This is a genomic window from Actinoalloteichus spitiensis RMV-1378, from assembly GCF_000239155.1.
GTDB classification, from domain to species: domain Bacteria; phylum Actinomycetota; class Actinomycetes; order Mycobacteriales; family Pseudonocardiaceae; genus Actinoalloteichus_B; species Actinoalloteichus_B spitiensis.
The window spans coordinates 1-1068 of record NZ_AGVX02000726.1 but is presented as its reverse complement, the minus strand read 5'-3'; the positions used below and the strand labels follow the sequence as shown (position 1 = coordinate 1068).

The following is a 1068-nucleotide window of genomic DNA, read 5'->3' as shown; positions in this document are numbered from 1 at the left end:
GAAGGGAGACGACGGATGTTCCCCCTGGAGCGTCCCCGGCGGTGGCGGCGCACCCCGGCGCTGCGCCGCCTCGTCGCGGAGACCAGCCTCGAACCGAGGCACCTGGTGCTGCCCGTGTTCGTCCGGGAGGGCGCGTCCGAACCGGTTCCCATCGCGTCGATGCCCGGTGTGGTGCAGCACGACCTCGACTCGCTGCGGAGGGCAGCGGTGGCGGCCGTCGACGCCGGCATCGGCGGGCTCATGCTGTTCGGGGTCCCGGAACGCCGGGACGCCAGGGGCAGCGGCGGCGCTGATCCCGACGGCATCCTGAACGTGGCGTTGCGCGCGCTGGCCGAGGAGGTGGGTGACGCCACCGTGCTGATGGCCGACACCTGCCTCGACGAGTTCACCGACCACGGCCACTGCGGCCTGCTGACCCCCGACGGGGTGGTGGACAACGACGCCACGCTGGAGGCGTACGGGGAGATGGCCGTCGCGCAGGCCGAGGCCGGCGCGCACGTGGTCGGTCCCAGCGGCATGATGGACGGGCAGGTGGAGGTGATCCGCCAGGCGCTGGACGCGGCGGGGCACGAGCAGACCGCCGTGCTCGCCTACTCGGCCAAGTACACCTCCGCCTTCTACGGCCCGTTCCGCGACGCCGTCGAGTCCCAGCTCACCGGGGACCGCAACACCTACCAGCAGGATCCCGCCAACGGTCGGGAGGCGCTGCGGGAGGTGCGGCTGGACCTGGCCGAGGGCGCGGACGCGGTCATGGTGAAACCGGCGATGTCGTACCTGGACGTGGTGCGCCAGGTCGCCGAGATCTCCGAGGTCCCGGTCGCGGCCTACCAGGTGTCCGGCGAGTACGCGATGGTGGAGGCCGCGGTGGCGAACGGGTGGCTCGACCGTCGACGCACCGTTCTGGAGACGCTGACCTCGGTCCGCCGGGCCGGGGCCGACCTCGTCCTCACCTACTGGGCGGTCGAGGCCGCCCAGTGGCTGCGCCCGTCCAGCTGAGCGCCACCCCACCGCGCGTTCGGTGGGGGCCGCGCTGGGAACCGCCGCCGGGGCCGCCCGACGCGGCTGCCG

At 73.8% G+C, this 1068-nt stretch carries 1 protein-coding gene; it reads left to right on the top strand.

Annotated elements, in window-relative coordinates:
- Positions 1-15 precede the first annotated feature (15 nt).
- A complete protein-coding gene (gene hemB / locus ACTIDRAF_RS0224575; protein ID WP_016701325.1) occupies positions 16-996 on the top strand; it encodes a porphobilinogen synthase in 981 nt (326 codons plus the stop codon).
- The last annotated feature ends 72 nt before the right edge of the window (positions 997-1068 follow it).

Excerpts from the sequence above, each read along its gene's own strand:
- hemB (WP_016701325.1), top strand. The coding sequence starts at position 16 with ATGTTCCCCCTGGAGCGTCCCCGGCGGTGGCGGCGCACCCCGGCGCTG.